General features: G+C 66.9%; 14 protein-coding genes. 8 read left to right on the top strand and 6 right to left on the bottom strand.

The genetic code is table 11. The features are described from left to right. The first annotated feature begins 143 nt into the window (after nt 1-143). Nucleotides 144-1,142, top strand: a complete 999-nt coding sequence (locus ABH915_RS06365; RefSeq protein WP_370119061.1) for a serine protease — start codon at nt 144-146, stop codon at nt 1,140-1,142. A gap of 756 nt (nt 1,143-1,898) precedes the next feature. Here ABH915_RS06365 and purH read toward each other — a convergent pair. Beyond that, nucleotides 1,899-3,584, bottom strand: coding sequence for a bifunctional phosphoribosylaminoimidazolecarboxamide formyltransferase/IMP cyclohydrolase (purH, locus tag ABH915_RS06360; protein WP_370119058.1), 1,686 nt, complete (start codon nt 3,582-3,584; stop codon nt 1,899-1,901). Between the two features lie 150 nt (nt 3,585-3,734). Between purH and ABH915_RS06355 the strand changes: the two genes are divergently transcribed. Further along, nucleotides 3,735-5,087, top strand: a complete 1,353-nt coding sequence (locus tag ABH915_RS06355) for an MFS transporter (protein ID WP_018774783.1) — start codon at nt 3,735-3,737, stop codon at nt 5,085-5,087. 146 nt (nt 5,088-5,233) lie between these two features. Here the strand turns inward: ABH915_RS06355 and ABH915_RS06350 are convergent, their stop codons facing one another. Together ABH915_RS06350 and purN are read right to left on the bottom strand one after the other, a co-directional pair. Further along, nucleotides 5,234-6,169: a hypothetical protein gene (locus ABH915_RS06350; RefSeq protein WP_370119055.1), complete on the bottom strand. Its 936-nt coding sequence runs from the start codon at nt 6,167-6,169 to the stop codon at nt 5,234-5,236. Nucleotides 6,170-6,479: 310 nt separating this feature from the next. Further along, complete coding sequence (purN, locus tag ABH915_RS06345; RefSeq protein ID WP_026537848.1) at nt 6,480-7,055, bottom strand: phosphoribosylglycinamide formyltransferase; 576 nt, start codon at nt 7,053-7,055, stop codon at nt 6,480-6,482. A gap of 39 nt (nt 7,056-7,094) precedes the next feature. On the opposite strand from purN, the gene ABH915_RS06340 reads away from it, so the two are divergent. Then, complete coding sequence (locus tag ABH915_RS06340; protein WP_018774786.1) at nt 7,095-7,538, top strand: hypothetical protein; 444 nt, start codon at nt 7,095-7,097, stop codon at nt 7,536-7,538. A gap of 22 nt (nt 7,539-7,560) precedes the next feature. On the opposite strand, the gene ABH915_RS06335 is transcribed toward ABH915_RS06340, so the two are convergent. Next, the gene (locus ABH915_RS06335; protein ID WP_370119050.1) at nt 7,561-8,880 is read right to left on the bottom strand and encodes a DUF6350 family protein; all 1,320 of its coding nucleotides are present in this window, start codon (nt 8,878-8,880) and stop codon (nt 7,561-7,563) included. A 220-nt stretch (nt 8,881-9,100) separates the two neighbouring features. Here ABH915_RS06335 and ABH915_RS06330 point away from each other — a divergent pair, with 220 nt between their 5' ends. Beyond that, on the top strand, nt 9,101-9,520 hold the full coding sequence (locus ABH915_RS06330) for a DUF4383 domain-containing protein (protein ID WP_231494294.1): 420 nt from the start codon (nt 9,101-9,103) through the stop codon (nt 9,518-9,520). A gap of 313 nt (nt 9,521-9,833) precedes the next feature. Here ABH915_RS06330 and ABH915_RS06325 read toward each other — a convergent pair whose 3' ends face one another. Together ABH915_RS06325 and ABH915_RS06320 are read right to left on the bottom strand one after the other, a co-directional pair. Further along, on the bottom strand, nt 9,834-10,331 hold the full coding sequence (locus tag ABH915_RS06325) for a hypothetical protein (protein WP_370119047.1): 498 nt from the start codon (nt 10,329-10,331) through the stop codon (nt 9,834-9,836). Nucleotides 10,332-10,433: 102 nt separating this feature from the next. Then, nucleotides 10,434-11,738 (bottom strand): MFS transporter, encoded by a 1,305-nt coding sequence (locus tag ABH915_RS06320; RefSeq protein ID WP_370119044.1) that lies wholly within the window; start codon nt 11,736-11,738, stop codon nt 10,434-10,436. 588 nt (nt 11,739-12,326) lie between these two features. Between ABH915_RS06320 and ABH915_RS06315 the strand changes: the two genes are divergently transcribed. The 4 genes from ABH915_RS06315 (at nt 12,327) to ABH915_RS06300 (ending at nt 16,654) form a co-directional block, all read left to right on the top strand. Continuing rightward, the gene (locus tag ABH915_RS06315; RefSeq protein WP_370119041.1) at nt 12,327-12,935 is read left to right on the top strand and encodes a helix-turn-helix domain-containing protein; all 609 of its coding nucleotides are present in this window, start codon (nt 12,327-12,329) and stop codon (nt 12,933-12,935) included. A 262-nt stretch (nt 12,936-13,197) separates the two neighbouring features. After that, nucleotides 13,198-14,580: an FAD-dependent oxidoreductase gene (locus ABH915_RS06310; RefSeq protein WP_370119038.1), complete on the top strand. Its 1,383-nt coding sequence runs from the start codon at nt 13,198-13,200 to the stop codon at nt 14,578-14,580. Beyond that, nucleotides 14,577-15,851, top strand: a complete 1,275-nt coding sequence (locus ABH915_RS06305) for a CaiB/BaiF CoA transferase family protein (protein WP_370119035.1) — start codon at nt 14,577-14,579, stop codon at nt 15,849-15,851. Before ABH915_RS06310 ends, ABH915_RS06305 begins: the two co-directional genes overlap by 4 nt. Further along, nucleotides 15,848-16,654: an enoyl-CoA hydratase-related protein gene (locus ABH915_RS06300; protein WP_370119032.1), complete on the top strand. Its 807-nt coding sequence runs from the start codon at nt 15,848-15,850 to the stop codon at nt 16,652-16,654. Before ABH915_RS06305 ends, ABH915_RS06300 begins: the two co-directional genes overlap by 4 nt. Nucleotide 16,655: the final 1 nt, after the last annotated feature.

Genomic DNA, 16,655 nt, shown 5'->3' with positions numbered 1-16,655 from the left:
TGCGCGGACGGATGAGTGACGGCCCAACACGGCATAACAAAAATTGACAAGTGACTTTACAGGTTAGTCAAATTGCCGTAGTTTCGTTCCATCCAGCGGCCGCCAACAGCGGCCGCCCCGCTTTTCCACCGGTTAGGACACCCATGAGAACACCCAAGACTCTGGCCACCAGCCTGCTGACTCTTTCGGCCGCCGCGCTGCTGGCCCTGAGTGCCGCGGGGGCGGCTACGGCCTCCCCCGCACCGGCCAAGGCACCGGTCTCCGCCTCCGATGTCACCAGCCACACCGTCACCGAGACGGGCACGGCCGACTACTGGACCGCGGAACGCATGCGCAGCGCCGTCCCCGGCGACGTCCTGGCCGACAGGGCCATGAAGCGCAATGGCAAGGCCGCCGCGGCCAGTGGCTCGGCGGAAACGGGCGCCCCAAGCAAGGTCGAGGCCGCGGCTCCCAAGCTGCAGTCCCAGACGCTCCAGACAAAGGCCAATGCGAGCGAGACCCCCGTCCCGCACATCGGCAAGGTCTTCTTCACCCTCGGCGGGACAAACTATGTCTGCTCCGGCAACTCGGTCTCTTCCGGCAACAAGAGCACGGTCTCCACGGCCGGGCACTGCGTGAATGAGGGCCCGGGCGCCTTCGCCACCAAGTTCACGTTCGTCCCGGCGTACCTGAACGGCGCCGCCCCCTACGGCAAGTGGACGGCCAAGGCCCTCTACGCCCCCACCCAGTGGAGCTCCTCGGGCGACATGACCTATGACACCGGCTTCGCCGTCATGTCCACGCTCAACGGCCAGTACCTGAGCGATGTCGTCGGCGGCTCCGGGCTGCAGTTCAACGCCGCCCGCGGCCTGACCTACAAGTCCTACGGCTACCCCGCCGCGGCGCCCTTCAACGGTGAATCCCTCAAGAGCTGCTCCGGCACCGCCACCAACGATCCCTACAACCCGCAGTTCAACACCCAGGGGATCCCCTGCAACATGACCGGCGGGTCCTCGGGCGGTCCGTGGTTCATCGGCACCAGCGCCTCCGGCTACCAGAACTCGATCAACAGCTACGGCTACGGCAGCAACTCCACCAAGATGTACGGCCCGTACTGGGGCAGCGTGATCCAGCAGGCCTACACCACGGCGGCCGCTTCCTAACCTGAGGGCACGGGCTCCGTCCGCGGGGCCCGCGCAGCCGGGCTTGTCAACCCTGTCAACCCTGTTTACCCCGGCGCGGGGTCACTTGCGGCCCATCTTCAGCAGTGAGGAGGACACAGTGGCCCCGCGCCGGTTTTAATGTGTGCGACGGCGGATCGCGCCTCCGCCGCTGGACATGCCCTCCGCTGACACCAAGGCCCGGACATATACCCCCTATGTCCGGGCCTTGGCATGAGGAATGGACATGTCCTCCCGGGCGGGTCCTCTGTACTCCGCAAAGAGTGGGCGGGTTCCGCGGAAAGAATGAGCATGTCCCACGCTTGGCCTCGGCGCCCCGGAAAGAATGAACATGTCCCACGCATGGCTCTGGCAGCTCCGAAGCTCACGGGACATGCCCTCCCCACACTCCGAAGCCCGGACATATCCCCCATATGCCCACTCCTTGCCACGAAAAATGAGCACGTCCCGCGGAAAGAATGAGCATGTCCCACGCTTGGCTCTGGCAGCTCCGAAGCTCACGGGACATGCCCTCTCCACACTCCGAAGCCTGGACATATCCCCCATATGCCCACTCCTTGCCACGAAAATTGAGCATGTCCCGCGGAAAGAATGGGCATGTCCCGCGCACCGGCCGCCAGCCCACTCGATGGCACAAAAAATGGACATGTCCCCGGAAAGGGAGGGCATGTCCATTTCTTGTGCGGGTCTCTTGCGCGCGGACCGCAGACCGGGTGGAAGAGCCCGGGAGGAAGAGCCCTAGTGGAAGAAGTGGCGGGCTCCGGTGAAGTACATGGTGATGCCGGCGGCGTTGGCCGCCGCGATGACTTCCTCGTCCCGGACGGAGCCGCCGGGCTGGACGACGGCGCGCACGCCGGCATCGACCAGGATCTGCAGTCCGTCGGCGAACGGGAAGAACGCGTCCGACGCCGCGACGGCACCGCGGGCACGCTCCGGCGACGCGGTGGCGTCGGCATTCGAAGCACCGCCGGCACCGTCAACGTCGGACTCCACGGTGACCCCGAGGGTGTTGGCGCGCTCGACCGCGAGCTTGCAGGAGTCGAGCCGGTTGACCTGGCCCATGCCGATGCCGACGGCGGCGCCGTTGTCTGCGAGCAGGATGGCGTTGGACTTCGCAGCACGGCACGCGGTCCAGGCGAATGCGAGGTCGGCCAGGGTGGCGGCGTCAGCAGCGTCGCCCGCGGCCAGGGTCCAGTTCGCGGGGGTGTCGCCGTCGGCGTCGACCTTGTCCGTCGCCTGCACCAGCATGCCGCCGGAGACCTGGCGGAACTCGGTCGGGTACCGGCCGTAACCCTCGGGCAGGGCCAGGAGGCGGATGTTCTTCTTCTTGGACAGGATCTCCACGGCCTCGTCATCGAAGCCCGGCGCGATGACGACCTCCGTGAAGATGCCGGCGACGGTCCGTGCCATCCCGGCGGTGACCGTGCGGTTCGCGGCGATGACGCCGCCGAACGCGGACACGGGGTCGCAGGCGTGGGCCTTGGCGTGGGCGTCGGCGATCGGGTCAGCCGCGGACGCGGAACCGACGGCCACACCGCACGGGTTGGCGTGCTTGATGATGGCGACGGCGGGTTCGGCGAAGTCGAAGGCGGCGCGCAGGGCTGCGTCGGCGTCGACGAAGTTGTTGTAGCTCATGGCCTTGCCGTGCAGCTGGTCGGCCTGGGCGATGCCGGCCGGGGCGGCCTTGTCCACGTACAGTGCGGCCTGCTGGTGCGGGTTTTCGCCGTAGCGGAGCACCTCGGAGCGTTCCAGGGCCAGGCCGGCATAGGCGGGCCAGTCGATCACGCCGTCGCCGTCCTCGTCGCGGAAGTGACTGGCGGTCCAGGTGGCCACGGCGGTGTCGTAGGCCGCGGTGTGCGCGAACGCCTTGGCGGCGAGCCGGCGGCGGGTCTTCAGGTCAAAACCGCCCGAGGCGGCGGCCTCCACCACGGCACCGTAGGACGCCGGGTCCACCACGATGGCGACGGCGGCGTGGTTCTTCGCGGCGGAGCGCACCATCGCGGGCCCACCGATGTCGATCTGTTCGACGACGTCGTCCGGCGCGGCACCGGACTTCACGGTCTCCACGAAGGGGTAGAGGTTGACGACGACGAGGTCGAAGGGCTCGATTTCCATGTCTGCCAGGGTCTGCATGTGGGCCGGGACGCGGCGGTCCGCGAGGATGCCGCCGTGCACGCGCGGGTGCAGGGTCTTGACGCGGCCGTCCAGCATTTCCGGGGAGCCGGTGACTTCCTCGACTTCCTGTACGGGGATGCCCGCGGCGGCGATCTTCTTGGCCGTGGAGCCGGTGGAGACGATCTTGACGCCGGCGGTGTGCAGGCCTTGAGCGAGCTCCTCCAGACCGGTCTTGTCGTAGACCGAAATCAGTGCCCGGCGGATGGGAACTCGGTCGATGGATACACGGTCAAGCTGCGTGAAGCTCACAAAAGTCTCCGTCTTATATCGCGGCGGGGCCGCGGGTGGTGGGGATGCGGCCAGTTTATCGCGTCCCGGCGCCGGGCCCTCCCGCGCGCCGGAGTGTGAAGCACGCGCAGGCCGCGGCCCGGCCACGTAGAGTTTTCACAGGAGGCCAAGATGAACACGTACACCACTGTGCCCAGCGGCGAACAGGTGGTCCAGGAACTGCCGTGGCGGTGGAAGGTCCAAGGCCGGATCTTCCTGATCGGCGGACTGGGCTTCATGTTCGATGCCTGGGACGTCACCCTCAACGGCATCCTCATTCCGTTGCTGTCCAAGCACTGGTCGCTGAGCCCGGGCGATGCCGCCTGGATCGGCACGGCGAACCTCATTGGCATGGCCCTGGGCGCGTTTGTCTGGGGCACGATCGCGGACACGATCGGCCGCAAGAAGGCTTTCACCGCGACCCTGCTGATTTTCTCCATCTTCACCGTGCTCGGCGCCTTCTCCCCCGACTTCATGTGGTTCGTCGTGTTCCGGTTCCTGGCCGGGTTCGGCCTGGGCGGCTGCATCCCGGTGGACTATGCGCTGGTGGGCGAGTTCACCCCCCGCAAACAGCGCGGCCGGGTGCTCACCGCGATGGACGGCTGGTGGCCGATCGGCGCCGCCCTCTGCGGTTTTGTCTCCGCCGGGCTGGTCGCGGCCTTCGCGGACTGGCGGCTGACCATGCTGGTCATGGTGCTCCCGGCGCTGCTGGTGTTCTGGATCCGCCGCAGCGTGCCGGAATCCCCGCTGTTCCTGATCCGCAAGGGCCGCCGCGACGAGGCCGCCAAGGTGATCGACGGCCTGGTCCAGGCCACCGGCGCCGAGGCCCGCGTCTACAGCCTGCCCGCGCCGCAGGATGCACCGCGCCTCTCCGCCGGCAGCGCATGGACGCAGTTGCGCGCCCTCTGGCAGTTCAACTGGAAGATCACGACGGCGGCATGGGCCCTCTTCTTCAGCATCCTGCTGGTGTACTACCTGTCGCTGACGTGGATGCCCCGGATCCTGATCGGCGCCGGCTTCGCGGAGTACAAGGCCTTCCTGACCACGGCGTCGATGGCCGCCGTCGGACTCCTCGGCGTGGTGGTGGCCGCCCTGCTGGTGGAGCGGGTGGGCCGCAAATGGATCCTGGCCATCACCGGACCGCTGTCCGCACTGACGCTGGTGATCGTGGCGATCGTGGTGGACATCCCCACCGCCGCCGTGTTCTGGCTCCTGGTGTTCGGCTTCGTGGTGCAGGTGGCCATCCCGGTGCTCTATGCCTATGTCTCCGAGCTTTACCCGACAGAGCTGCGCGGTTCCGGCTTCGGCTGGGCTTCGACGTTCTCGAGGCTCGGCGCCGGGTTCGGCCCGCTGGTCTTCGCGGCCTTCCTGTGGCCGGAGCTGGGGCTCGCGACGTCGTTCGCCCTGGCCGGCGGCCTGGTGCTGCTCTCCGTGCTGTGGATGGCGTTCTTCGCCCCCGAAACCAAGCAGCGCCGGCTCGAGTGACAGGCCCGCCAACCCGATGCGCTATCACTCCGGGCGGTTCTGGGCGCTGATAGCCGCCCCACGTGATAGCGCATCGGGGACATCACGACGGCGCCCCTCACCTGCAAGTGGTGAGGGGCGCCGTCGTCTGTGGTCCGATCAGCCGCCTACTGAATACAGGTCACGGACACCGAGAGCGCGTTCGACTTGAGCTGGGTGACGGACCAGCCGGTGGGCTGACCCGATCCGCCCACGACCGGCTGGCTGGCCACGACCTGGTTGCCGTTGCTGCTGTTGATCGCGAAGCCGCCGCCGGTGGCGACGTGGCCGGCCGGGCAGCTGGCGACGACGGTGAGCGTTGAGCCGCTGGCCGACGCGACGCTCACACTGGTGGACGCGGCGGCACCGGTGGCACCCGTCTCGCCCTTGGCCCCTGCAGGGCCGACCGGGCCGATGGCGCCCGCGGGGCCGGCGGCACCGGTTGCGCCGGTGGCACCCGTCTTGCCCTGAAGACCGGGCTCCCCGGCAGCACCCGTGGCACCGGTGTCACCCTTGTCACCGGCATCACCCTTCTCGCCCTGGACGCCTTGAGCGCCTGTCTCACCTGTCGCGCCCACGGCACCCGTTTCACCGGTGGCCCCGGTGGCACCGGTCTCGCCGGTCTCGCCGGTGTCGCCCTTCTCGCCCTGGGCACCTGTTTCGCCGGTGCCCCCGGTTGCACCGGTCTCGCCCGTGTTGCCCTTCTCGCCCTGGGCACCTGTTTCGCCGGTGGCCCCCGTGGCACCGGTCTCGCCCGTGGCGCCGGTGTCGCCGGTGTCGCCCTTCAGTCCGGGCAGTCCCTGGATCCCCTGGGCACCGGTGAGGCCCTGGATGCCTTGGGCGTTCCAGGAGATTGCGGTTTCCTTCTTGGAATCGCACGAGGCGCCCGCGGGGAGTACCCGCAGCTCACCGCCGTTGTTGTTGTTGAAACACCCCTTGATTTCGCCACTTGCCGACGTTGGAGTGGCGGCGATGGCAGCAGAAACGGCGCCCGTTCCGAGAACGAGCGCCGCAGTGAGACACAGGACTTTTGGACTTGTCTTGGCAAGGCTGAATCGAGACACGAAGAACCCCCGGAGATGCGGCGAATGAATGAGACTGCGTCAGACTATTGCCCATTTCACTACTTGCACCGGCTCGGAAATACCTGTCTTTGGCCCTGCAGTACCTGACTTTCGGAACGTGTACTCAGTTTTGCGGGTCCGACCACTTGGTTTGACTGCGAAGACCGCTACGCGCCCACCACCCGATGCGCTATCACTTGAGGTGGCTATCAGGGCTCAGAACAGCCAGGAGACGGCCCGAAGTGATAGCGCATCGGGGAAATCAGGGGGAAATCAGGAGGGGAAACCCGGGCAGATCAGGCGGGGGAAATCAGGCGGGGGTGTGGGCCGCGGCGAGGGAGGCCAGCGTGGAGACCAGGAGCCGGCGTTCCACCACCTTGATCCGCTCGTGCAGGGATTCCTCGCTCTCGCCGTCCCCGACCGCCACGGCTTCCTGCGCGATGATGGGGCCCGTGTCCACCCCGGCGTCGGCCCAGTGCACCGTGCAGCCGGTGACCTTCACGCCGTAGGCCAGCGCGTCGCGGACCCCGTGGGCGCCGGGGAAGGACGGCAGCAGCGCCGGGTGCGTGTTGAGGTATTTGCCGCCAAACGCGTCGATGAAGTCGGCACTGACAATCCGCATGAAGCCCGAGGACACCACCACATCCGGGGCGAAGCCGGCGACGGCCTCGGTCAGGGCCGCGTTCCAGGCCGCCCGGTCCGGGTAGGCCTTGAAGTCCACCACAAACGTGGGAATCCCGGCGGCGGCGGAGCGTTCCACCCCGAACGTCCCCGGGCGGTCGGCGCCGACGGCGGCGATCTCGACGTCGAGCGCGCCGGACTTCACGGCATCGATAACTGCCTGGAGGTTGGAGCCGGTGCCGGAAACGAGGACAACTATGCGCATGGTCCTAGCTTATGGGGCCGCTCGCGTAGGCTGGAAAACATGAATCCCCCCACGGAATCCGGCAGCGGCCAGCCGGACCGGCAACCAGCCGGCCAGGCGGCACAAGATTCCGCACGCCTGACGCACACCCTATTCCGGCTGTTCGTCGTCGCGGTCCTGGGCTCGTTCTTCGTCTTCCAGCTCGACGTGGCCTACGTGTGGCTGACGGCGCTGCTCACAGTGGCGGGGATTGTGCTGGGCATCGTGGTGCTGGTCCGGGCAGTGAAATACAAGGAATCGCGGCTGGTCCTGTACGGCGCGATATCCGGGCTGGTGGTCACCGCGGTGATGCTCCTGGTGGTCCTGGCCTCGACGCTGTTCTTCAACCAGATCCGCGATTACCAGCAGTGCGTCCGCTACGCCCTGACGCAGCAGGCAACCTCGGAATGCAGGACGCAGCTGGAGAAGTCCCTGCCCACGCAACTGCCCACGCAGCTGCGCTGACAGCCGCACCCACGCCGCTGCGCTAGCGGCTGTTGACCGTCTCGAGGTCTGCTTCGCGCAGCTTCTGCTGGCGTTCCAGCCAGGGTCCGGCCGCGTAGCCGATCACGACGCCGATCCCGACCTCCGCGGCCACGAACAGAGCCGTGCGCAGCGGATCGGGCCCGATCTCCGTCAGCCGCCCGATGCCGGCCGAACCGCGGGCCAGCCAGGCGAGCCCCGCCGCGAGCAGCCCGGCCACGGAGCCGATCACCGCGCCCAGCACCAGGGTGGAGGCTGCGGCGGTAAACCAGCGGGCCCGGACCTTGATGGACAGCCATTCGTCGAAGTGGTTTTCGCCTTCGCGCAGGAACCACCAGCCGGCCAGCGCCCCGGCCAGCGCCGGCACCACCAGGGCCACAAAGCCGAAGTCGAGGGAACCGGCCGGCAGCGCGGCGAACACCGGAATGGACGGCAGCGGCCCGACGGCGGTCCCGAGCGGTCCGGCCAGTGACCCGACGCCCAGGGCGAACCCCGCCCCGGAGATCCAGGCCAGGGCAAAGACGACGAGGTTGGGCAGGAAGCCGAGCTGCACGATGGTGAGGACACCGCCGCCCATGGCGCCGGCGTCGAGCCCTTCATAAACGGCGACCACAAGGTTCCAGTGGATAAAGAGGTCAACGGCCAGCAGCGCGGCGGACATCGCCAGGCTCGCCATCAGCGCCACCGATCCTGCCTTGATGGCCGAGCCCAGGTAGGACCCGGCCCAGCGGGAGTGCTGGCTGGTGCGGGACAGCCAGGCCACGGCGTCGACGCCGATCAGCCGGCTCCACGACCCGGCCTCGCGGCGCGCGCCGACCACCATGCCGAGCCCGAACGGGATGAGGGGAATGAACGCCGCGGCCCAGAGGCTGATCCCGACGTCGGCCGTGCGGCAGACGAAGCCCGTGGCGATCCCGAATCCCGCGTACGCCAGCCAGGAGCCAAGCAGCGTCTGCCAGAGCTGGTCCGTATACGAGGCACGGGCCAGGCGCCGTCCGGCGCGCCACGCGAGCAGGAACGGGATGAGGGCCAGCCCCAGCGGGATGAGCGAAAGCGTCCCGGATTCCGGCTGCGCGGCGGACCCGGCACCGGCGGTGTCGAGCAGCAGGGGCACGCCGTGGATCAGCAGCCAGGCCTGGCCGGCCAGACGCGCCAGCACGTCGAATCCGCCGTGCTGGAAACCGGCCGTGGCCCAGACGATGACGATCGGGGCCACCACCACGAGGGCGGAAATGACGGCGGCCTGGGCGGACTCGAGGGCACCCTGCAGCCACAGGGGCATGGGAAGGCCACGTTGTCCGGTCTGATCAGCGCGCAGTTTCATCGAGATCCATGGTGCCACGGGCCCGGCATCCGGCCGGTTTCCGACAGGCACATTGGCCGGATCCACCGTATTTGCCGTCGGGGCCGCGCGGAGCTTTTTGCACACCCGGGTCGTAAAATTGTAAATGTCCGCAATCAGTGGTTGGAGGCAGATAATGACTACCGCATCTCCTCATGCGCACGGCGTTCATTTTGGTCGGACAGATGTGCAGAACGTTGGCATGGGTGTAGGTATCGTCCTGATCGTCGTGGGCATCTTGGGGTTCATCCCCGGCATCACTACGAATTACAGCGAACTGAGGTTCTTCGGGCCTGATTCCAAGGCCCTGTTCCTGGGCCTGTTCCAGGTGTCGATGTTGCTGAACATCGTTCAGCTCGCGATCGGCGCCACCGGCCTGACCATGTCCCGGACTGCCATGGGCGCCCGGAATTTCCTCATGGGCTCCGGTCTGCTGTACATCGTCCTTAGCATTTACGGTTTCATCGTCGGCGTGGATTCGGCGGCCAACTTCCTGTCGCTGAACACCATGGACAATTGGGCCTTCATGGTAATGGGCGTGGTAATGGCCGGCGCAGGCTGGCTGATGACGAGGCACCTGGAAGAAGACGTAAAGACCCGGTCATCAACCCCCGGGACATAGGGAGCCGCGAATGAGTAACGTTTCATAGCATTCAGAAAATTCGTACTACCTGCTGGTGCAGTGGTTTAGCGGAAACGCGGCGGCTGCACCAGCTTTCTGTGTGGCGTTTTGGTCGTGCCCGGCACAGGTTTCGACGACGGCGACGGCGGCGCGCCGCCTCACAGTGATCGCCCGACGCCGGAGCGCCGCCTCACAGTGAACGCCCGACGCCGGAAGGCCGGGACTTTGTGAGTCCCGGCCCTCCGTGATGCCTTACCGCTGCCGTTGCCGCTGCCGCTGCCGCTGGTGATGATGCGGGTGCTGCGGCGGCTCGTTAGCTTGCGTGTTCCTGAACGCGGGGCGGGAGGGTGTCCCACTCCGTTTCGGTGGCACGCATCCAGGGAAAGGGCAGCAGTTCCTTGATCCGAACCTTGCCCACCTCGCCCCCGGCATCGACCAGTACAGAGGTCTCGGTTCCGTAAGAACGCAGCAGCTCCCGGCAGAGGCCACACGGGTTCGTGACTTGGGGCTGTCCCTGCCCGTCCATGCTGACGGCTACCACGGAGTGGATTGCTGGTTCCTGTGCCATGCGGGCATTGGCCAGGGCGCTGGATTCGGCGCACACATTGATGCGCTTGGCGCCAATGTGCAGCCCGAGATAGATGGCCCCCGACTCGCCGCGCATGGCGGCGGCCACCCGGTGGTTCTCGCTGTGGTGGGCGGTCAGCAACAGCGCGCGCGCTGCCTCGTAAAGCTCCACGTCGGAGACGTCGAGATCAAACGAGATTCCGTTTGCCTGCAGACCGCTTCCGTCCGGGCGACTGGCGTCCATGAGGGTTCCCACCTTCCGTTCCTGCTTACCGCTGTTCTTACGTGCCTGTGTTCATGTCTGGCTGTGTTCGTGGCCGGCTGTATTCGTGGCCGGCTGTGGGTCCTACCTGCCGATGAAGATGCCGTTCTTCTTCCGGGCGAGCAGGTAGAAGACGATGCTGAGCGCCGACAGGACGGCCACGTAGACGGGGAAGATCCAGGACGCGTTCATGGACTGGAGCCAGACCAGCAGGTAGGAGGCCGTGCCGCCGAAGAGGGCGACGCCCAGGCCGTAGCCCAGCGCGGTGCCGGCACCGCGGCAACCCTTCGGCATCAGGGAGCTGGTGACCACGTTGTACAGGGTCATGTTCAGGACCAGCACCACCGAGCCGCCGAGGAGGACGGCCGCGAAGCCGGCGATACCGGGCTTGACGTACATCAGCATCAGGAAGACGGACGGAATGGCCAGCGCACGGGTGATCAGGAACCACTTGGACATCGACTTGCCGTCAGCGACCTTGCTGATGATGAGGCTACCGACAACCAGCACGACGCCGAGGATGGTGGTGAGCGCGAAGACTGCGGTGGCGTCCTCCTTGAAGCCGCTGCGGGCCGCCGTCGGGAGGCCGGTGTTCCAGGCGTAGTTGTAGGCCTGCGCCGCGCCGACCACGAAGGTGATGGCCAGGACGCTGAGCCAGTGCTTGCGCACTCCGCCCCAGACGGTCTTGGCGGAGTTGTTCGCCAGTTCTTCCGGCTTCATGGTCTCCGGAAGCGTCCGGCGAAGGTAGACAACGACGAAGCCGAAGGCTGCGCCGACGATGAACGGCACACGCCATCCCCAGTCGGCCATGACGGCTCCGCCGAGCATCAGGGACGACAGGTAGCTGACCAGCGAGGCGAGCAGGATGCCTGCGTTGACGTAGAAGGAGATGATGCCGGCGACGAAGCCCTCGCGTCCCTCGGGGACGAGTTCGACGGCGTGGGCGGTGGACAGCGGAGCTTCAACACCGGTGGAGATGCCCTGGACGATGCGGCAGACCAGCAGGATGACGCCGGCCGCGGGGCCGATCTGGTCATAGGTCGGGGACACTGCAATGATCAGGGTGGTAACCGCCATCATCATGATGGACCAGAGCATTACCCGCCGTCGTCCGATCCTGTCGGCGAACGTGCCGAGCAGGATCCCGCCCAGCGGACGGAACGCGAAGCCGACGGCAAAGACTGCCAGCGCGCTCAGCGTCGCGGCGACGGGGTCCTGCGACGGGAAGAACTTGGGTCCGATGAAGGCCGACAGCAGGCCAAAGACCATCCAGTCGTACCATTCCAGGGTGTTTCCAAGTCCAAGGCCGAGCAGTCCCCGGCGGACGTCCGGAGATAGCCGGGACTTGCGGCCGGTCTCCAGGTCAGTCTTGACGACAGTGTCAGTCATGATTCCTTTTTCCTTCCCCCGCACTTTCGGGGTGCGTGAGGGTACGGATTGCCGGCGGGCACCCCTGCTGGGGTCGCCGGCAATCGAAACTATCGTTTGGCTTGGTCCGCGGGGCGGGACCGGCTCACCACATGGGAGGCGAGTTAGCCCAGATAGCTACGCATGCCTCTTCGTAGCGCTTGAATGCAAACGGGCCATCCAGCTCGGCAACAGGGAACTGGTCCCTGTTGACCGGCCAACATCGTGTTCTGCGGATGGCTTGGCAGATGTCACGGCAGCTTTGCTTAAGGAAAGGAACGCGTTCACGGGTCGGATGCGCCTTCCGCCAGAAGGCCATGCGCCCTAACCTCTTCGAAACGTTTTCCCAAAGTGCTGCGGCTCACACAACTATATTGAAGATCTTCACGGAGTCAATGGTTTTCGGAGAAGTCCCGTGCAACCGCGGCGGACCGGGGCCAAGCCGGAAGACAAAGCCGCACGTCAGGCGCAAATTCAGGCCGGAAACGTAAAAATATTTACCAAAACCTTGATTCGCTAAAAGTTTTCACTATAGTTATGTGTGTTAGCTCACCAAGAGAGAGTCGGAGCATGGCCAACGAAAGCGTCACGGGACATTCCCCCGCCGGCACGAGCGTCCTTCTTGCCACCGTAGGCAACAAGGTCCGCAACATGCGCAAGGACAAAGGAATGACCCTTGCGAAGCTCTCGGAAGTCACTGGCCTCAGCCCGGCGATCGTCAGCCAGATCGAACGCGGCCTGGCCAATCCGTCTTTCACCACCCTGGCGCAGCTGGCACACGGCCTGGACATTCCGGTGGGGAAGTTCTTCCTCGGGCAGGAAGAAACCAGGTCCCCCGTGGTCCGCAAGGCCGAGCGGCGAAACCTCAAGGGCGTGACCAAGAAGTCCGTGGGTGAGGCGGTCTATGAACTGCTCACCCCGGACCTCAACGGTGCGCTGGAGGCCCAATGGATCGTGAGTCCGCCAGGCCACGACACCAGCGCCACTCCTTTCCGCCACAGCGGCGAGGAATTCGGCATCGTGATCTCCGGCCGGAAGGACATCTTCCTGGACGGCGAGAAGTACACCCTGGAAGAAGGCGATTCGATCACCTTCTCCTCGGATACGCCCCACTGGTACAAGAACAGCTACGAAGAGGTCTGCGTAGCAATCTGGGTTAACGCACCTCACGCGTGGTGATCTGCCGGCCCTAGCCGCCGTCGCCTTTCTCCGGTCCGGACGCCTCTTCTATACCGCGGTGTCCGCCGGAACCCCTCCAACAGTCCGCACCACGGCCCGCAACGGGCCGCGATGCGTCATACCCTCTGCCGGGTGGAATACGCGGTCAGCGTCGCCGCGTTCCTGCCGGGCACCGTCTTCTACGTCACCGGCACCGTTCCGACGGCACCCGTTCCCACGGCACGCCTCTAACGGCACTTCGGCCGAAACAGTAAGGATCCCCATGAACCCGTCCACAGCCATGTCGTCGCTGGAACTCAGCACCACCACGGCGGACCTCACCGCCCCCGTCATCTCCCGCTCCGACGTCCTCGTCGTCGGCGGTGGCCCCGCAGGCGTGGCCGCAGCCGTCACCGCGGCCCGTTCGGGCGCCTCTGTCACGCTGCTGGAACGCTATTCCTCCCTGGGCGGCCTCGCCTCCGGCGGCATGGTCCTGGTGCTCGATGACATGATCAACGGCCAGGAAATCACGGTCACCGGCATCGTCTCCGAGTACGTCGAGCGGCTGCAGAAGCTGGGCCTGGCGATCGTCCCGCCGGCCGATGACCGCAAGACCTCCGAGGAACTGTGGAACAAGTGGGGCCGCTACGGCACCTTCGACTTCCACTCCCACACCACCCCCAAGCCGGTCTGCTACGCCGCCGCCTTCGACCCGGACGGCTGGAAGCGCGTCTCCAACGACCTCGTCCGCGAGGCCGGCGTCAACCTGCGCCTGCACTCCTGGTTCTCCCGCCCCATCGTGGACAACGGCGTCATGAAGGGTGTCATCTGCGAGACCAAGTCCGGCCCGCAGGCTTTCATGGCCGACATCGTCATCGACACCACCGGCGACATCGACGTCGCCTCCCGGGCCGGCGCCAGCTACGTCAAGGACAGCTACCTCACCACGCTCGTCTTCCGCCTGGGCAACGTCGACACCAACGCCGCGGAGGCCTTCGAACAGGCCAACCCGAAGGAAGCCCGCGCCATCAACCGCAAGATCAAGCGCCTCCTCGGCGGCGCCTGGGAACTGTGGTGGCTCAAGACCCCCATCGACGGCGTCGTCTGGTGCAACGCACCCCACATGACCGGCTTCGACGGAGTCGACCCGGCGGACATGACGGCCGCCGAGTTCGCCGCCCGGGACCGCATCACCGAGGCCGTGGACTACGTCCGCGCCAACCTGCCCGGCTTCGAGAACTGCTACATGCTCGACGTCGCGTCCCAGATGGGCGTGCGCCAGACCCGCCTGCTCGAAGGCGAGTACGTCATGACCAAGGACGACGTCACCTCCCGCCGCCACTTCGCCGACACCGTGGCCCGCGGCCGCGACTACTACTACCCCTTCCGCTCGCTGCTGCCCAAGGAAGTGGACCAGCTGCTCGTCGCCGGCCGGCACTACTCCGCCACCCCCGAGGCGCAGAAGATGTCCCGCGAGATCCCGCCCTGCATGGCCATGGGCCAGGCAGTCGGCGTCGCCGCCGCGCTGGCGATCCAGAACGGCACCCTCGTGCGCGACGTCTCCGCACTCGACATCCAGCAGGGCATGCGCCGGCACGGCGCCGACCCGGGCGACGTCCCGTCGTCGAACGCCACCCTTGACGTGGACGCGGTGGTGGGGGCATGAGCACCGTCATCGACGACCTGTTCCCAGGCACAACAGCAGAAGGAACAGCACCCGCCGCTGAGGCTGCGGGCACCCCTCTCCCGGCTGGCACCCCGCTGCCGCTCGAGGGAATCAAGATCGTGGACTTCACCCAGGTGTTCATGGGTCCGTCCTGCACCCAGCTGCTGGGCGACTACGGCGCGGACATCATCAAGGTGGAACGCCCCGGCGCCGGGGACATCTCCCGCAACTCGTTCCCGGACAAGGATGGCCAGGACAACCCCATCTTCCTGTCCATCAACCGGAACAAGCGCAGCATCTCGGTGGACACCCGCACCGATGAGGGCAAGGCCGTCCTCCGCCGGCTGCTCGCCGACGCGGACGTCGTGGTCAGCAACTTCCGCTCCGGCGTGATGGAGCGGATGGGCTTCGGCTACGAGGACCTCAAGGAGCAGAACCCGGGCATCATCTGGGCCTCCGGCACCGGCTTCGGCCCCGAGGGCCCCTACTCGCACAAGGGCGGCCAGGACGCGATCGCCCAGGCCTACTCCGGCGTCATGTGGCGGCGCGAGTCGGATGACATGAAGCCGGCCATCTACCCCACCACGCTGTGCGACTACATCACGGGCATGCACCTCATGCAGGGCATCCTGCTGGCACTGCGCACCCGCGAGTCCGCCGGCGTCGGGCAGAAGGTGGAGGTGACCATGTACGACTCCATGCTGCACCTGCAGATGCAGGAGGCCTGCATGCAGCTCAACCGCGGCTACGAGGTCAACTGGGGCGCCATGCCGCTCAGCGGCGTCTTTGAAACCACCGACGGCGCCGTCTGCATGGTGGGCGGCTTCACCCCGGACCCGCTGCTGCGCATTTCCGAGGCCCTGGGCCTGGACGAGGACCTCACGCTGCGGCCCGAGTTCGCCAACCTCGAACAGCAGTTCAAGAACAAGCCGGCACTGCAGGCGATCTTCCGCGAGCGCATGGCCACCAACACCACCGAATACTGGACCTCCCGGCTCGAAGACCAGGGGCTGCTCAACGCCCCGGTGCACACCCTGGAGCAGACCCTGGCCGATGCGCAGACCCACGCCAACAACATGATCGTCGAGGCCGAACACCCCGGCGTCGGCACCGTGAAGATGCTCAACGCACCCATCCGGCTCTCCGCCACCCCGCCCACCATCCGCCGGGTGGCCCCGCGGCTGGGCGAACACAACGTCGAGGTGCTGCTGGAGAACGGCTTCGACGCCGAGACCATCGAGCGCCTGCAGGAACTGGGGGTGCTCCGGTGACCGCCACAGTAGAGACCGTCGTGGATCAGGTCACCCTGACCATCGAGAGCCACGTCGCCACCGTGGTCATCGACCGCCAGCACGTGCTCAACGCCGTCGACGGCGGCGCGCAGGCCCGGCTCAACGAGATCTGGGACCAGCTCGAGGCCGATCCGGACGTCCGGGCCGTCGTCATCACGGGCGCCGGGACCCGGGCCTTCTGCGTCGGCGCGGACATGTCCGCCTCCGCCGTGGACAAGACCGGCCTCGAATACTGGGCGGGCCTGGACCCGAACGGCTTCGGCGGGCTCAGCCTGCGCACCACGCTGGACATCCCGGTGATCGCCCGGGTCAACGGTTATGCACTCGGCGGCGGCATGGAGATCGTGCTCGGCGCGGACATCGTGATCGCCGCGGAAACGGCCCGCTTCGGGCTGACGGAACCGCGCGTCGGGCGTCTGGCGCTCGACGGCGGCATCCACCAGCTGGTGCGCCGGATCCCGCACACCCAGGCGATGGGCATGCTCCTGACCGGGCGGAAGGCCGAGGCCGCAGAGATGCAGTCCATGGGCCTGGTCAATGAGGTGGTCCCCGCGGACGAACTCGACGCCGCCGTACAGCGCTGGGTGGACCAGATCCTCGCCTGCGCCCCCACCTCCGTCCGGGCGGTCAAGCAGATGGTCACGCAGACCGCGCACCTGACCGCCACCGAGGCCCGCGGCCTCCGGCTCCCCGCCCTCATGGCGGCGCTGGACAGCGAAGACTCCGCCGAGGGCGTCCGCGCCTTCCAGGAGAAGCGCGCGCCGCACTGGCCGGGCCGGTAGC

Origin of the sequence: Arthrobacter sp. MW3 TE3886, assembly GCF_041262145.1 — a bacterium.
Taxonomy (GTDB): domain Bacteria; phylum Actinomycetota; class Actinomycetes; order Actinomycetales; family Micrococcaceae; genus Arthrobacter.
This window is presented reverse-complemented; position numbering and strand designations above follow the sequence as displayed.